The sequence below is a fragment of the Patiriisocius sp. Uisw_017 genome, from assembly GCF_047731265.1.
Classification (GTDB): domain Bacteria; phylum Bacteroidota; class Bacteroidia; order Flavobacteriales; family Flavobacteriaceae; genus Patiriisocius.
On record NZ_CP159835.1, the window covers coordinates 2,831,569 to 2,847,401 of the forward strand.

The 15,833-nt window shown below is 33.2% G+C and carries 15 protein-coding genes and 1 pseudogene; all 16 read left to right on the forward strand.

All coding sequences use genetic code 11. From position 1 onward, the window contains the following. Nucleotides 1-149 precede the first annotated feature (149 nt). The 16 genes and pseudogenes from ABXT67_RS12770 to ABXT67_RS12845 all read left to right on the forward strand — a co-directional run bounded on the left by ABXT67_RS12770 (nucleotide 150) and on the right by ABXT67_RS12845 (nucleotide 15,831). A pseudogene (locus tag ABXT67_RS12770) lies at nucleotides 150-715 on the forward strand (sterol desaturase family protein). A gap of 32 nt (nucleotides 716-747) precedes the next feature. Further along, the gene (locus ABXT67_RS12775; protein ID WP_415374432.1) at nucleotides 748-1,824 is read left to right on the forward strand and encodes a DUF418 domain-containing protein; all 1,077 of its coding nucleotides are present in this window, start codon (nucleotides 748-750) and stop codon (nucleotides 1,822-1,824) included. A 458-nt stretch (nucleotides 1,825-2,282) separates the two neighbouring features. Then, nucleotides 2,283-3,254 carry a glycosyl transferase family 90 gene (locus ABXT67_RS12780; protein WP_415374433.1) on the forward strand — a complete coding sequence of 324 codons (972 nt, stop codon included), beginning with the start codon at nucleotides 2,283-2,285 and terminating at the stop codon, nucleotides 3,252-3,254. An 837-nt stretch (nucleotides 3,255-4,091) separates the two neighbouring features. Further along, a complete protein-coding gene (thiM, locus tag ABXT67_RS12785; protein WP_415374434.1) occupies nucleotides 4,092-4,883 on the forward strand; it encodes a hydroxyethylthiazole kinase in 792 nt (263 codons plus the stop codon). Continuing rightward, entirely contained in the window at nucleotides 4,876-5,520 is a 645-nt protein-coding gene (gene thiE / locus ABXT67_RS12790) for a thiamine phosphate synthase (RefSeq protein ID WP_415374435.1), read from the forward strand. Before thiM ends, thiE begins: the two co-directional genes overlap by 8 nt. Further along, nucleotides 5,496-6,149 carry a thiaminase II gene (gene tenA, locus ABXT67_RS12795; protein ID WP_415374436.1) on the forward strand — a complete coding sequence of 218 codons (654 nt, stop codon included), beginning with the start codon at nucleotides 5,496-5,498 and terminating at the stop codon, nucleotides 6,147-6,149. The genes thiE and tenA overlap by 25 nt, the downstream gene beginning before the upstream one ends. Then, nucleotides 6,137-6,952 (forward strand): bifunctional hydroxymethylpyrimidine kinase/phosphomethylpyrimidine kinase, encoded by an 816-nt coding sequence (thiD, locus tag ABXT67_RS12800; protein ID WP_415374437.1) that lies wholly within the window; start codon nucleotides 6,137-6,139, stop codon nucleotides 6,950-6,952. Before tenA ends, thiD begins: the two co-directional genes overlap by 13 nt. A 1,200-nt stretch (nucleotides 6,953-8,152) precedes the next feature. Continuing rightward, on the forward strand, nucleotides 8,153-8,440 hold the full coding sequence (locus ABXT67_RS12805; protein ID WP_415374438.1) for a hypothetical protein: 288 nt from the start codon (nucleotides 8,153-8,155) through the stop codon (nucleotides 8,438-8,440). A 788-nt stretch (nucleotides 8,441-9,228) separates the two neighbouring features. Then, nucleotides 9,229-9,936 carry an aspartyl/asparaginyl beta-hydroxylase domain-containing protein gene (locus ABXT67_RS12810; protein ID WP_415374439.1) on the forward strand — a complete coding sequence of 236 codons (708 nt, stop codon included), beginning with the start codon at nucleotides 9,229-9,231 and terminating at the stop codon, nucleotides 9,934-9,936. 805 nt (nucleotides 9,937-10,741) lie between these two features. Then, the gene (locus ABXT67_RS12815; RefSeq protein WP_415374440.1) at nucleotides 10,742-11,533 is read left to right on the forward strand and encodes a hypothetical protein; all 792 of its coding nucleotides are present in this window, start codon (nucleotides 10,742-10,744) and stop codon (nucleotides 11,531-11,533) included. A gap of 201 nt (nucleotides 11,534-11,734) precedes the next feature. Continuing rightward, nucleotides 11,735-11,905, forward strand: coding sequence for a hypothetical protein (locus ABXT67_RS12820; RefSeq protein WP_415374441.1), 171 nt, complete (start codon nucleotides 11,735-11,737; stop codon nucleotides 11,903-11,905). 110 nt (nucleotides 11,906-12,015) lie between these two features. Then, a complete protein-coding gene (locus tag ABXT67_RS12825; RefSeq protein WP_415374442.1) occupies nucleotides 12,016-12,537 on the forward strand; it encodes a hypothetical protein in 522 nt (173 codons plus the stop codon). A gap of 246 nt (nucleotides 12,538-12,783) precedes the next feature. Next, nucleotides 12,784-14,061, forward strand: a complete 1,278-nt coding sequence (locus tag ABXT67_RS12830; protein ID WP_415374443.1) for a DUF2130 domain-containing protein — start codon at nucleotides 12,784-12,786, stop codon at nucleotides 14,059-14,061. 11 nt (nucleotides 14,062-14,072) lie between these two features. Then, entirely contained in the window at nucleotides 14,073-14,405 is a 333-nt protein-coding gene (locus tag ABXT67_RS12835; protein ID WP_415374444.1) for an exonuclease domain-containing protein, read from the forward strand. Between the two features lie 87 nt (nucleotides 14,406-14,492). Then, complete coding sequence (locus ABXT67_RS12840; RefSeq protein ID WP_415374445.1) at nucleotides 14,493-14,741, forward strand: hypothetical protein; 249 nt, start codon at nucleotides 14,493-14,495, stop codon at nucleotides 14,739-14,741. Between the two features lie 274 nt (nucleotides 14,742-15,015). Further along, nucleotides 15,016-15,831 carry an EcsC family protein gene (locus ABXT67_RS12845; protein ID WP_415374446.1) on the forward strand — a complete coding sequence of 272 codons (816 nt, stop codon included), beginning with the start codon at nucleotides 15,016-15,018 and terminating at the stop codon, nucleotides 15,829-15,831. Nucleotides 15,832-15,833: the final 2 nt, after the last annotated feature.

The following is a 15,833-nucleotide window of genomic DNA, read 5'->3' on the forward strand; positions in this document are numbered from 1 at the left end:
TAATCAATCAGCTTCTAGAGAAAGCGGTAGTCGGTTCTATTGGCGTTATATGTTTAATGCATTTTCATTAGATTACGCCACTTTCTATACCGATAAATCTATTGACTTGGGTATTTGCATTTTTTGTTGCAGACCTGATCTATTATTGGATGCATAGAATAGAGCACGAACAAGGAATTTTATGGGCTTTGCATAGTGTTCATCATTCTTCAAAAGATTATAATTTGAGTATTTCATTTCGACTGAGTATTTTGGAAGCCTTGATAGAATGGGTTTTTTAATTCCAATGATACTCATAGGTTTTAGTTCTTTTCAAGCTATAGCAGGACTTATCCTAGTCGCGCAATTTCAATCGTGGATACATACAGATCGTATTGGAAAACTGGGATGGCTAGATAAAATTTTTAATACACCATTAGTACGTCGTGTAAATCACGGATCCAATAAAAAATATTTGGATAAGAATTATGGAGGTTTTTTAATTATTTGGGATCGTTTATTTGGCACCTATCAAAAGGAAGAGGAACAAGTTGTTTATGGATTAACCAAAGATATAAACACCAACAGCTCACTGTTAATTAATTTTATAGAATTTAAAACCATTGTAAAAGATCTAAAAGAGTGCCAATCTTGGAAAGATCGATTTAAGATAATCTTCGGAAATTTATCTTGGAGACCAGATTACTTCAAGGAAGAATCAAATAACGTGGGATAATAGAGTAACAATTTGTAAACTAAAAATACGTAATGAAGCAAAGAATAATAGGAATAGATGTAGCAAGAGCATTGGCAGTTATCGGAATGATAATCGTCAATTTCAAAGTGGTATTTGGCGAAAATGGCCTACCCTGGGTGGAATATGTAGCTAGCATTTTTGATGGGAAAGCGGCAGCAACATTTGTCGTATTAGCGGGAGTTGGACTTGCTTTAATGACAAACTCGGCAATTAACCATAGAGATAAGGCGAAAATAAAAGTTGCCCGAATCAGAATTGCTAAAAGAGCGTTGTTTCTCTTTATTCTTGGAATTTCCTATATCGCAATTTGGTCAGCAGATATTCTCCATTTTTATGGAATTTATATGGCAATCACAATGGTGCTTTTAACCCGAAAAGAAAATACAATCCTAATCGCAGGGATCGCTATAATATTAGTGTATCCAATTATATTAACATTTTTAAATTATGAGACAGGTTGGCATTTTGATACCTTAGATTATCAAGATTTTTGGACGTTTAAGGGCTTTATAAGAAACCTTTTCTTTAATGGTTTCCATCCAGTATTTCCTTGGACTGCTTTTATGCTCTTTGGTTATTGGTTCGGCAAACAGGATTTATACAATGACAAATTCGTGAAAAAAATATTTTGGATGAGTACCATCATTTTTATTTCTATTCAAGTTGTGTCCTATCTGTCTATTTCAATTCTATCAGAAGGAAACCAAGAGGCTGTTTTGGAACTAACTGAGATTTTGGGAACCAAACCAATGCCACCTTTACCCATTTATATGTTTAATGGTATTGCCATTGCCTTTGCACTAATTTCAGGTTGTATCCTAATTGGCAGGAAGTTTGAAAATAGTTTTATAATTGATGCTTTAAATAAAACAGGACAATTAGCATTGACCTTCTATGTAGCACACGTTATTATTGGAATGGGCATTATTGACCTCATAAACCCTTATAGAACAGAAAGTTATTCTATTGAGTTTTCAGTGATTTATGCATTGGTGTTTAGTTTGCTGTGTATTGTATTTGCAGTTATTTGGAGAAAATATAAAAAATACGGACCCTTAGAATGGGTTATGCGAAAAATAGCAAGCTAAAAGACAATACATAAAAACAAACCAAAATCAGGTAGTTTCCCGTATTGACATTAAACTACAATGTGCCTATATTTTTGAATACAGAACGCTTTTTATGATCCATTATCCAAGAAACACAAACCAAAGGCTGGAACACCGCCAATACCCTGAGCGGTAAAATAAAGGCCGTTTTAGATAGGCTGGGGCTAGTGCTTAGGGCATAGATTGGTTTTTTCACCATCGCCTGGAAAATAATTATATTGAACACGGAAAATCGCAACAAAAAAATAGAATAAATAGTATTTTTAAAAATTAAAATGCTGCCGTCAAGTCTGGCAAAAAAATAATTTTAAAAAAAAACATCACAAGACTAATAGGTTTGTGATGGTATAATGGGGATAAATGCCATATGGCGTTTATCCATATGTTGGCAAACATATGATGAATAGAACTAAAACACTAAAAATATATTTATTAATATGGAAGTTAAAAGATTATCTTATAAGCATAAAAACAACAAAATACTTTACTATGCTGTTAGTTATTTACGGCAATTAATCTCGTCAAAATATTATCAAGCAAAGTTATTAACTAAACTAAAATCAATAAATTCACTAAATGATGATGAGATTCAAAAAGTAATGTCTAGAGTGAATTACTATAACAAACTTAAAAAAAAAGTTGAATTAACTTCTGGAGCACTAAAATCGTCTGATTTAACAATTAAAAAAGGCTTTAAAACTTATTTTTTTGATTTGTATGAATACAATAGATTTTTTAATCAAAATTTAAAAGGACATTATTTATTTGGAGATATTACACATATCCCAAAAGAACCTGGATTAGTTAAAAGCAGACCTATTTCCGATGACAATGCCTATTCAGTAGTCTTGAAATGGAATAAATTAAGACATTTCGTACACGTAAAAAATGATAAAAAATCATTCTCTCAAAAAAAAAACATGTTGGTTGGTCGAGGAAAAGTACATTCCACTCAACTTAATAGAATTCAATTTTTAGAAAAATATTATGGTCATCCAATGTGTGACATTGGTAAAGTGAATGATAATCTTCTTAATCCTAAATGGAAGGTTAATAGAATGACTATTGATGAGCATTTAGAATATAAATTCATCCTCTGTTTGGAAGGAAATGATGTCGCTACCAATCTAAAGTGGGTGATGTCTTGCAATTCATTGGCTATAATGACCAAACCGAAATTTGAAACTTGGTTTATGGAAGGACTTCTAATCCCAGATTATCACTATGTTTTAATAAAGGATGATTATTCTGATTTGGAGAGTAAGCTAGCGTACTATATCAATAATCCAGATAAGGCTGATAATATCATCAAAAATTCCAACGACTTCGTAGCACAATTTCAAAATAAACATTTAGAAGACTTAATTTCTTTGATGGTTTTAGATAAATACTATAAAAAAACCAATTAACATAAGTAAAAACATTTGCCAACATAATATATAAAAAATAACAGATTAATTGCTAATACGAAGGTGTAAACAGAAATCTAAAATCATTTTTAAACGGAAAAGGGAGTGCATTAAAACGCCTTACTTTTCATATACGAGACATTACTAACAAGTCGTAAAAACTTTCCTCTATTTACATTTGAGTTTGACGAAATCACTTGTTTATTTTGCACTTATTATAATTATTTCTCATTTAGCCATCATTAAGAAAACAAGTGTTTTAGAATGTTGGTTACAAACCTTTCTATATCGATTCTAAAATAAATCAATCTCCCTTGTTATAAGTACACTCATTTTATCGTTGTATCAATAGAGTGAATAAGATAGATTTTAAACATATAGTATTTTCATTATCAGAACGCTTTTTCCCTATGGTTGTGAGCATTTTAGGAAGCGATGCAAAAGCTGAAGATGCAATTCAAGAAATAATGAGCAAGCTATGAAGAAATACAAAGCTCCTTATGGTATTATAATTGTTACACCTAAAAGAGGTGGAAAATTAAAATTAAATCAATTTCACCATTTATAAAGTGATTCACTAACTGATAGCGCTATGATTTAAAATGACATTTCCAGTAATGAACTGATAAAATATATAATGATAGAAAATATGTAAAAAAGACCAGTTGGTAACACCAGGTATAATTAATTTGTCAAGTACTTATCTAGAAAATTGCTTCGGCAGTTCACTGCGCTCTGGTCCTTTTAAATTTTCTCTATTCTGTTTTTATTTATTAATTTAGTTGCTTAACTATGTAACGAACCATACACATCCCGTTGTAACCATTTACAAGAAAAATGAACGATATAGAGAAAACATTAAATAATATTAGAATTAAAAGCCCACTTGTACATAACATTACCAATTATGTTGTAATGAATTCTACAGCAAATGCTTTGTTAGCTATAGGCGCTTCGCCTGTTATGGCGCATGCCACAGAAGAGACTGAAGACATTGTTGGCATTTCCTCTTCTTTGGTAATTAACATGGGAACATTGAGTGAAAAATGGGTAGAGAGTATGCTCCTTGCCGCAAAGAAAGCAAAAGAGATAAATATTCCTTTTGTTTTTGATCCTGTAGGCGTAGGCGCATCAAAATACAGAACACAAACTGCTCTAAAAATTATAGAAACAGCTACTCCAAATGTAATCAGAGGCAATGCTTCAGAAATTATGGTTTTGGCACAGCACGCAAGCAGTTCAAAAGGTGTGGATAGCACCATGCAAGCAGAAGATGCTGTTTCGGGAGCTATCGAATTATCAAAGAAACTAAACAATACGGTTGTGGTAAGTGGTGCAGTAGATTACATTATTACTGGAGATAAGATGAGCACAATCACGAATGGGAGTGTTTTAATGCCAAAAGTAACAGGAATGGGATGCTCTGCAACGGCTATTATTGGCGCTTGTATTGCGATTGAATCTGACATTCATTTGGCTTGCACAACTGCTATGGCAATTATGGGAATAGCTGGAGATATGGCTGCCGAATTATCAAAAGGTCCTGGGAGTTTCCAAGTTAATTTTCTAGATAGCTTGTATTTGTTAACTGGCGATATCATTAAGGATAAAATAAAACTAAATGTATAAGGTAGATTACGCTTTGATGTATGTGACGGACGATAGTATCACAGACGATACGGCATTTTTTAAGATTCTGGAAGATGCCCTAAAAGGGGGTACGTCTATTATTCAACTCAGAGAAAAATCTTGCAACACGCTTTCTTTTTACAACCGTGCATTAAAAACTAAATACCTTTGCCGTGCTTATGGTGTTCCGTTAATTATTAATGACCGCATAGATATTGCCCTAGCGGTAGATGCAGCAGGTGTGCACATTGGACAAACAGACATGCCTTATAGCAAAGCCAGAGCGTTATTAGGTGCTACCAAAATAATAGGGCTATCGATAAGTAATACGGAACAAGCAATTGGGGCCGAGAACTTGAAAGTAGATTATATCGGTATCTCTCCCATTTTTAATACATCTACTAAAAAATCAGATTTAGCCCCTTCTCTAGGTATTGAAGGACTTAAAATGATCAGGCCATTATTTTCAAAACCTATTGTTTGTATTGGAGGAATACAGAAGAAGAATGTTGCAGATATTATAAAAAATGGCGCCAATGGAGTTGCAGTAATATCTGCTATTTCTAAGGCTGAATACCCTGAAGAAGAAACTAAAAATTTAAAAGAAATAATATGTCAAACTGGTTTAATACCGTAACAATAAAAACAGACTCGATACTTGAAAAAATAAAAGAACATCCTTTTATAATTGAGTTAATGGATGGAACACTCTCTAAGGAAATATTTCAGTTCTATGTCAATCAAGACTCTTTGTACCTATCAGAATACAAGAAAACACTGGCTCAATTAAGTATTAAATGCGCAGCAGCAAACGATACTCAATTTTTTCTGGATGCTGCTACAGGGATTATCCTTGTTGAAGATGAATTGCATCAAGTTTTTCTCAATAAGGAATATTTCAACAAAGAACCTTCGCCTAGTTGCGAGCTCTATACCGGCTATATGTCTCGTATTGCAAACAATCATAGTATAGAAGAAGGATTGGCTGTGATACTCCCTTGTTTTACCATCTACAAAGAAATAGGAGATTACATATTAGCCAATCAAACTAACAAAGACAATAACCCTTACCAAAACTGGATACAGACCTATGCAAGTGAAGACTTTGCAAATGCGGTACTCAATGCAATAGAAATTACCAATAGGTATGCTGAAAAAGCGCCTGAGGAGGTATTGAACAAAATGGATTTAGCTTTTATAAAATCATCAAAACTGGAATGGATGTTTTGGGATAGTGCATACAACAAGGAAGCATGGAAAATTTAAAAACCCCATATCGTGCCGTATTAACCATTGCTGGAAGTGATTCTGGTGGTTGTGCAGGAATTCAAGCAGATATAAAAAGTATTAGTGCCTGTGGTGCTTATGCTGCTTCTGTTATTACCACTATTACGGCTCAAAACACACAAGGAATATTGGATATACATCCCATACCTGTTTCGCATATAGAAAAACAATTGGATGCTGTATTAAGTGACATAGATTTTGGCGCAATAAAAATAGGAATGTTGCATTCTTCTGAAGTAATTGATGCGGTTAGTAAAAAATTAAACCCTTACAATTTTAAAAATATTATACTCGACCCAGTAATGGTTGCTACTTCTGGAGATAAGCTTATTGTTAATGATGCCGTCTCTTCTTTAAAAGCATTCCTCCCGAGAGCCAGTTTAATTACGCCCAATATTCCTGAAGCCGAAATATTAATTGGTCATACTATTGAATTAAATAATCTGGAAAATTCAGCAAGAGAAATTGGGCGACTATACCATACATCTGTTTTGTTAAAAGGAGGACATTTAGATTCCCACGAAAACGAAATTACAGACACACTATACCTACAGGAAAAGGATGAGATAATAACAATAAAAAACACTTGGGTAAATACTAAAAACACACATGGAACAGGCTGTAGCTTATCATCAAGTATCGCTGCTTTTTTGAGTTTAGGACATACTTTAGAAGATGCAGTAAAAAAAGGATGTCATTATATAAATATAGCCATAAGGCAAGGAGAAAATAAAATTTTAGGCAAAGGAAATGGTCCTATCAATCATTTTGGATTAAAATAACTGCTTACAGCAATGGCCATTATTAATACAGGTTTTGACGGTTAACTCAAAGTTTAGCGCTTTAAACCAAGTCCGCCAAATATTTTTGATTTGGCTTTACAAATAAAAAAGATATAACAAAAGAAAAAATTTTGCAGAGTACGTAATCGAAAGTTCATTACTTTTAATTCCCTTACCAACCATAGCCAATGGTTGTGCTTCATTATGACCAACCGCTAACAATTGATAAAATTCTTTAGAAAAATCCGCTACGACCTTATGGAGAAAAACAAGACAGGCAAGTACTTTAAATATGCCATTGGTGAAACTGCACTTGTTGTTATTGGGATTTTAATTGCGTTGCAGATTAATAATTGAAATGAAGGTCCCAAACAATCCTATAAATCGTGTCTAAGGGTATTTCACCTGACCAAAAAAGTAGTCAATACCAGATTGGACAATGCCTGTAACAGAGCTTTGTGTTATGGGGCATATAATTATAATATCATCGAACGCGTCCTTAAAAACGGATTGGACTCTCTAGATGGGAACATCGAACCAGAGATCGATATGCCCAACCAAGATAAGATTAGGGGTGGCCATTATTACAAATAAAATAGAAACATTAAAACCACGCATACATCGCACTGGATAAAACTCAAAGGGAAAAGTCAAAGAAAAAAACTGTAGTTTTATAAAATATATCTTTATGAGACCAAAATCTAATGGAGGTCAACATGGCAGGAACGGGGGTTAGCATCATCAGAATACCATTTAGCAAACAATATGATGACTCTATGAGACTAGATTTAAAAATTGGGATGCACATTAAATAGCAACAATAATAAAACGGCTCACAAATTTTATAGACTTACAGAATATCACCAACAGAGATAATATTTTTGTAAGGAAATACAATAGAATTACCAATGTTGAACAAATAAATCAAGCTGTATTTTTCCTTGATTTTGGTTATCGTTATCAATTTTAAAAACTTTAAAACTAATGCGGGAATAGGTTATTTCATTTTTCAAACAATTTATAGACTTAGAAGAAAAGAATATTCTTCTGATTGAAGAGTTGACAATAGTAAAACATTTTTCGAAAAATGAATTTATTTTAATACAAGGAAAGGTATGCGATTTTGTTGCCTTTATAAATAAATGAGGGTTTAGAGGTTTTTATTCGGTTGATGGTCAAGAATACAGCAAACAATTTTTCTTGGAAGGTGAGTTTTGTGCAGATTATGTAAGTTTTTTAACCGAGAAAAAGTCTTTGACTTATTTACAGGCTACTGAAGATAGTACGGTTATTGTTTTTGAAAAAAAGGATGTTGACCTTATGTACAAAGCCATTCCAAATTTTGTTTATTTTGGAAAATTACTAGTCGAAAACATGTATATAAAAGCATGCAATATTACGGCTTCTTTTATTTTGAATACTCCAGAAGAGCCTTATACTAATTTGATTAAAGACAGACCAAAAGTGATACAATCTATACCTCAATAGATGATTCTATCTTATTTAGGCATTACTCCTGAAGCTTTGAGTAGAATATGGAAGCGTTTAGAAAACTTAATGACTAAAACTATAGCTGTTACAAGTATCTTGCTTATTTGATAGTCTTCAATATAAATTAGATCAACATCCAAAAGACATACTTAAAATAAGCTGCATTAATGGAATTATAAAACTTGAGAAGATGGTGATAAAATACTTCGTGTAAAAGGAGAAAATATTTCTATTGAGAAAACAGAAGATTTGCCACTTTTAGAAGGCTGTTATTATCTAAATAATATGGCTATTTTTTTCATTTTAAGGGTTTCTGAAATTGACAAAATATTTGGGCTATCTAAACGGAACTAATGCGGATGTTACTATTATACCAATAATTAAATTATTTGATTAAGGTGAAGCTAAAAATCACCGATTTAGAAAATACGGTTGCAGTTAGTGAAAATAATATTGGATTGGTTATTTACCAAACAAGTAATTGCATATTCTATGCTTTGGTTATCAAAGCAGTAAAATGAAAAGACCGATTACCGACAATTTTTAGACAAATCGATTCAGAAGTATTTTTACCAAATTTTGGAATGGTTTGGAAGTGAAAAATAAACACCTGTGGTTATACGGTATAAAATTAATTGCTGGTAAATCCAATACTTACGAAAGTCCAAATGGACTTTCTTGGTTCGTGTTTTATTTGCTAAATTTAGTGTTTTAAAGACGTAACTAACCTTTTACAATCAAGTTGTATTTCATTAAAAAAACACCTAAATATTTTAAAATTGATAATGCAAAACAGGACTAAATATTTAAAGCTCCCTTTTCAGTTTGATACAGAAAAGCTTCTCCAAGATTTATCATTAATTTTTGAAGAAAAATGGACTTCACATTTTAACACTACTGGATATAATGGCGATTGGAAGGTAATTTCACTTTATGCTGATGGCGGAAATGAATCTAATATTTTTGCGCTTTCAACTGCTAGTTCAACGATATTGGAAACATTAATACTTAAAAAATGTCACTATTTTAAAGAAGTTATTGAATCTTTTAAGTTTCCCATACTGACCGCTCGTATTTTACGACTAGGTGTTGGTGCTGAAATTAAACCACACAGAGATCATGAATTAGGATATGAAAACGGGAATTTTCGTTTGCACATACCAATTATAACAAATGCTGATGTCCAATTTATTCTAGATGGCACTAAATTAAGAATGTTCGCCGGAGAATGCTGGTATACGAACGTAAACTATGTACATAGTGTTAAGAATTCAGGTGCAGTAGATCGAGTTCATTTAGTTATTGATTTTGAGAGAAATAAATGGTCCGATAAATTGTTTTTTTCATTAGCTAATGAAGAAAGTTTCCAGCCAATACCTAAAGAAAAAGATTCTCGAGAAACGATTAAACGAATGATTGAAGAATTGAAACTTAGTAATGAACCAATCGCAGAACAATTGATTAATGAATTACTTCAAAAATTAACAGAATGAAACGAAAACACAATCAAGTAGAAGGCTTCATCAATAATTGATGGAGTGCGCTTCTCACTCCATTGTATCCCCTAATAAATAAGGGACAGGCTATACGCAAGCAACTTGGTCCTTTTACCGCTATTGCTAATAGAAATAGCACTCAGGAACGCATACGGCGGTTCGCAATCCATCTTTCCAATCGCTTTTTACACCCATTGAAACGATGCTGTACTTTTTCAAAAGGCCATAATTTTTCTTGGGAATAGGTCACCCAATTAGCCACAATTAATACTCCCAATGTAATTTCTCCAAGCAGCAATTATTTCTCAAAACTACTAGATACAAAGTGTAATGGTTTCTATAACCTACGCACTAGCCGCTTTAAAATTAAAATAAAAGCAAGCGAAAATCAGGTATTTTCCCCTATTGACATTAAACTCCATTGCGCCTATATTTACAAATAAAGAACGTCTTTTATGATCCAACATCCAAGAAACACCCACCAAACGCAGGTACACTGCCAATACCCTAAGCGTTAAAATAAAGGGCATTTTGGACAGGCTGGGGGAATACTTAGTGCATAAATTGGTTCTTTTTACCATTCCCTAGAAAATAATTAAAGTGAATACGGAAAACCGTAACAAAACAAACAGCATAACAAGTATTTTTATACATTATAAAGCTGCTGGTCCCTGGGCGGCATAAAACAGTTTTAAAAAACATCACAACGCTTTTAGACTTGCAATGATACAATGGATGTAAACGCCAATTGGCGCTTGTCCTTAGGTTTGGCAAAAGGGAAACATAATACTTCAATTGATAAATGAAATACTCAAAAATACTTATTGGTTTATTTTTAATAATCGCAACTCTTTTATTGATTGACATTTTTACGGGTATATTTTATTGGAATAGATTAAACCTTTTATTTGACTCATCTATATTTAATAATATAACTACGGCCATAATTGGTGTTGTTTCTTTTATGATATATTCTTTGGCTTTGTTTTTAGCTTTGTTTTTAGCTTTTAAACAAAATAAAACCATTCTAAGTCAACACTTAAGGCCGTACTACGAAAGAGAAATTAATAGAACTATAAACGAATTAGAAAAAGAAAAGATTGATACCATACTTATCAATACAAAAGGAAAGGAGTATAATGGGATAAATTACCCAAATCTAATTTCCGATCAACTTATGGCTTTGACTAAAAATACGGATTACCTAAAAGACATAACAGACTATGACGCAGGGATTGAATTTAAAACAGCATATATAAAAGAACGGAGTTACTACCCAATAGTTGCATTTCTATCTGAATATACAATTGGTTTAAACAATAAATTCAGGTACGATTATCTAAAAGAAATGATAGAAGAAATCGACGAAGCAAAACTCTTAAATAAAGACAAAATCATGTTAAAAAAGAGAATTAAAAAAGAAATTCTTTCATATTATATTTCCTTTATTAATTTTGAGCAAACGGCTGCAATAGAAACACCACCTATTCCAAATATTTACGATTTTTCAAACCGTAATAAAATAGAATTTAAGAAAATAAGTGATTCATATTTCAAAGACCATTATGATTGGTTCAAAGAAAAATTAAAATAGCAGTGCCTAGCACGGCATATCAATTATGATTTTGGTAGTTGCTTATTTGGAAATCCCTTCTAATTTCCCTCTGGTTCGTTTTCTTTTACTAATTTAGTTACTTGATCAAGCAAATAACCATACACGTCATGTTATTTGCTAGCAAAAAAAATCAACAAAAGATAAAAGGTCAATAAAAAAAAGTAAATTCAACTTTTAATATTGAATAATATCGAAAATACGGGCAATGGTTCTAAAATATTAGGGATTGGATTTGGAATAATAACAATAATAAGCGGAGTCATATTAGCACTTGAGAAACCTTTGATAGAAATTCCTGGTGCAATTATTGGAATTTGGTTGATCGTAGTTAACATACAGAAAATCAAATAATGGGAAGTATGCGATAAAAGCTCAATGCCCTTTCTGTTAAAATAAAAACAGATGAATATGGTGCATTTATAGAAATTGTCAATTGGGAAGAAGTCAGAGATTATCTAGCAATGGTTACTGAAAAGCTTCAAGATGAGTTGAAAGATGTTCCAAATTATAAAGGAATAATTGCCAAGGTGATGCGTATATACACAACAAAGCAATCAATTGAGGCAAATGCAATTAAAGATGCCTTACAATTTTATCAATTCCATGGCGTAAAATACAATCTTGGAGAGGAATTAGAGGGGATCTTAGAAGCTGCAAACAACTTTGGAGGAGAACCCTTTGAAACAGCCGTTCGTTTCAGTTTAGACGAGATAAATGAGATTGATGGAAATTCAATATTCAGATCCAATCAAGTTATAGATTCAAAACAATTAACAGATGCTACTTATAAACAGTTACAAATGCTAGGAACATTCGGAGATAAAATTCCGCCGAGAAATGAGTTTCCTTCATTGACAAATGAGACAACTACCACATCAATAATTCACGGAGAAACTGGATGGATATTATACAGTATTGAGACAAAAGAAATAACAGCTGAGGAAGCAACTAATATTGAGGAAAGAGTAATTGAAATAAAATAGTGCTGCCTCACAATATAACTAAAACATAAGTGTTGTAAGCTTTAACAAGGGTTTTTGTATAATAGCCAAGACCGCCAATTTTTTAAATTCACTAGCCTACATTATATTTTAAATTTAGGTGGCAGTAGTTCTTCGTTGGGCTTATTGATAAAAAACAGCAACTAGAAAAGTTTAAAAATTAGGCCCGTGTATAATCTGAAAACTTGGCGTTTATTTACACACTAGAGTACCTTAAAAAAATATATAATGAACGAAATTATTTGTCCGAATTGCAAGAAAGCCTTTAAAGTGGATGAGGCTGGATTTGCTGATATACTCAAGCAAGTTCGCGACCACCAATTTGAAGAGGAACTAAACAATCGATTAACGCTTGCAGACAAGGAAAAAGACAGCGCAGTGAAGCTTGCAGAAGCTACCATAAGAAATTCATTACAGGCACAACTTGCAACTAAGGACAATGAGCTAACGGTATTAAAAGCGACCAGTGATCAAGAGCTTGCATCAAAATTAGCAAAGAAAGAAGTGGAGATCTCTGAAATGAAGTCAAAGATTCAAAATGCAGCAATAGCGCAAAAACTAAACGTATCTGAAGCGATTAAGGAAATCGAAAAAGAACGGGATCGCCTTGCCAATGATTTAAAAAGTAACGAAACCGAAAAGTTGTTGCTTGAAAAATCTTTAAATGAAAAATTTACAGACAAGCTCCACCTAAAGGAAGAAACCATCAAAATGAAAGATGATGAGATTGCACGCTTAAAAGACTTTAAGCAAAAGCTGTCTACAAAAATGGTGGGTGAAACCTTGGAGCAACATTGTGAAGCCGAGTTTAATAAACTTCGAGCAACGGGCTTTCAAAACGCCTATTTTGAAAAAGACAACGATTCAAGAGGAGGGAACAAAGGAGATTTTATTTATCGAGAAACAGACGAAGCAGGCAATGAAATCATCTCCATTATGTTCGAAATGAAAAATGAGAACGAGGAGACGGCTACAAAAAAACGGAATGAAGATTTTTTTGCAAAACTAGACAAAGACCGTACAGAAAAGAAATGTGAATATGGCGTGCTTGTGTCGCTATTGGAGTCAGAAAGTGATTTCTATAACACCGGCATAGTCGATGTATCCTACAAATTCAACAAAATGTATGTGGTGCGACCGCAATTTTTCATTCCTATAATTACCCTTCTTCGCAATGCAGCGCTCAATTCTATGCAATACAAAGCAGAGTTAAATTTAATGAGAAATCAAAATGTAGACATTACTAATTTTGAAGATAAAATAGAAATTTTTAAAACGGGCTTTGCAAAAAATTATGATTTGGCAAGCCGCCAGTTTAAAACAGCCATTGAGGAGATCGATAAAACGATGACACATCTTCAAAAAACAAAAGATGCACTTTTGGCATCGGTAAACAATTTGCGATTGGCGAACAGCAAAGCGGAAGGACTCACGATTAAGAAGTTAACCCATGGAAATCCTACGATGAAAGAGAAGTTTGATGGACTTTCTAATAAGACGGAATAGATTATAAGCGGATGCACTTATTTTTTGACACAGAAACAACAGGACTTCCAAGGAATTGGAAAGCGCCAGTTACCGATGTAAATAACTGGCCTAGAATGATACAGATTGGTTGGATTTTATCTGACAAGGGAAACTGCATCGATACGGGTAGTTTTATAATAAAGCCTGAAAATTTTATGATCCCATCTGAAGCTTCAAGGGTTCACGGAATCACGACTAAAAGAGCAATAACGGAAGGGGTGGATTTAGAAAATGTATTAGGCGATATAGTATTAAGGATGCTGGCCTACCATCTAAGATGGATAAAATTAAAATCAACTTGGCCAGTTGCACTTATGAGTTGAACTTACATTATAAAACACTGAATATGGTATATTTAAAAACAGCGTAAAATCAATTTTAACCTCTAGCTGTGTTTCAGTACAAGACAGTTGGATACTATTGAAAATATAATTCCGAAGGAGATTTCCTATTTGAGTAATTACGATACGTTTAAAAGATATTTAGATGATGAGTTTGAAATGCCCGATAAAATGGTGGCTACCCTCGTTCATTTTTTAGAACAGAACAATGGTGTTTTATCAAAGAGAGCGTTAATCAAAGAGTTTTCTGAATTAAAAGAAAAAGAGTTCACTGAGATAGAAGAGAATTATAGTCGTACATTTATTACTGAAGAATGATCAAACAATATGAACGACCATTAGAAAACAAACCAATCCAGCGATTAGCAGAATTAGGGGATCATAGTGATACTTTAATTATGCAAGTGCCACTTTCACAAATACCGTGATATCATCATATTAGTTTCTTAACAAAGGTTAAAGATACGGCCGAGCATATTAGAAAGAATGGTGGGTAAAACACTTGATGAGTAATAGAGAAAGAAAAGGTTTATCGTACTGAAAGCGCAACGTATTTTAAAGAAGAACTGAACAGCATTGATAAAACAGCAAAATGAAAATCACCCTAAAAGACGAAATACTCCTTATAAAAGCAAAACAAGATATGATGAACGTCAGTTTCTTGATGAAAGGTTTTAATTTTATAGGCAATAAAATAGAAAGCGGTGTGGAGTTACTACCAAAGAAGATACAGACTTTTGTTATTGAGAAAACGACCTCTATTTTAGAGCAGGTGGTGAAAGTCAATCTCAAGACCATGAACAAAGGCAAACCATTCAAAAAGCCTTCAAAACTTGTATATAAAACATTGGTAACATCCACGGGAGTTGCTAGTGGTTTTCTAGGAGCAGGAACACCCGTAATTGGACAAGCCGCATTTGCAGCGGATTTAGCACTAACCACAAAATTTATAATGAGAACTATTATGGATATTGCGAGAGGCAGAGGAGAAGATTTACATACCATAGAAGCCCAGTTTCACTGCCTTCAAGTGTTAGCACTTGGAGGTCATTCTAAAGACGATGATGGGGCAGACAGCTCTTATTATGCTTCAAGAATTGCGATACAAACGAGTATCAACAAAGCGAGCGAATTAGGAGTACAGGGCTTGCTAAAATCATTGTCTTCTAGTTCAAACCCATTATACATTGCTTTCTCAACTATCGTTGCTAGGTTTAGTAGCAAAGTGTCAGAAAAAGCGGCAGCCCAACTAATACCAGTTGTGGGTGGTCTTACAGGAGGAGCCATCAATTATACCTTTATTTCTCATTTTCAAAAAATGGCAGAAGCACATTTTACGATTCGAATGCTAGAACGGAAGTATGGTATGGAGGCAGTTCAAGAGAAATATACTACTATTGTGCTTTAAAA